This window comes from Pantoea sp. USHLN298 (genome assembly GCF_037149395.1).
Classification (GTDB): domain Bacteria; phylum Pseudomonadota; class Gammaproteobacteria; order Enterobacterales; family Enterobacteriaceae; genus Pantoea; species Pantoea astica.
The window spans coordinates 1-327 of record NZ_JBBCRO010000024.1 but is presented as its reverse complement, the minus strand read 5'-3'; the positions used below and the strand labels follow the sequence as shown (position 1 = coordinate 327).

The 327-nt window shown below is 57.5% G+C and carries 1 tRNA gene and 2 rRNA genes; all 3 read left to right on the top strand.

The features are described from left to right. Window positions 1–103 (top strand): 5S ribosomal RNA (gene rrf, locus WFK59_RS22010); the annotation flags it as partial. A 14-nt stretch (window positions 104–117) separates the two neighbouring features. Then, window positions 118–193 (top strand) — tRNA-Thr (locus WFK59_RS22005). Between the two features lie 33 nt (window positions 194–226). After that, window positions 227–327, top strand: a 5S ribosomal RNA gene (gene rrf / locus WFK59_RS22000); the annotation flags it as partial.

The following is a 327-nucleotide window of genomic DNA, read 5'->3' as shown; positions in this document are numbered from 1 at the left end:
GCGCGGTGGTCCCACCTGACCCCATGCCGAACTCAGAAGTGAAACGCCGTAGCGCCGATGGTAGTGTGGGGTCTCCCCATGCGAGAGTAGGGAACTGCCAGGCATCAAATTTAGTGTGCTGATATGGCTCAGTTGGTAGAGCGCACCCTTGGTAAGGGTGAGGTCCCCAGTTCGACTCTGGGTATCAGCACCAGTTAAGGCATGAGTTCGGTAAATAAAGAATTTGCCTGGCGGCTGTAGCGCGGTGGTCCCACCTGACCCCATGCCGAACTCAGAAGTGAAACGCCGTAGCGCCGATGGTAGTGTGGGGTCTCCCCATGCGAGAGT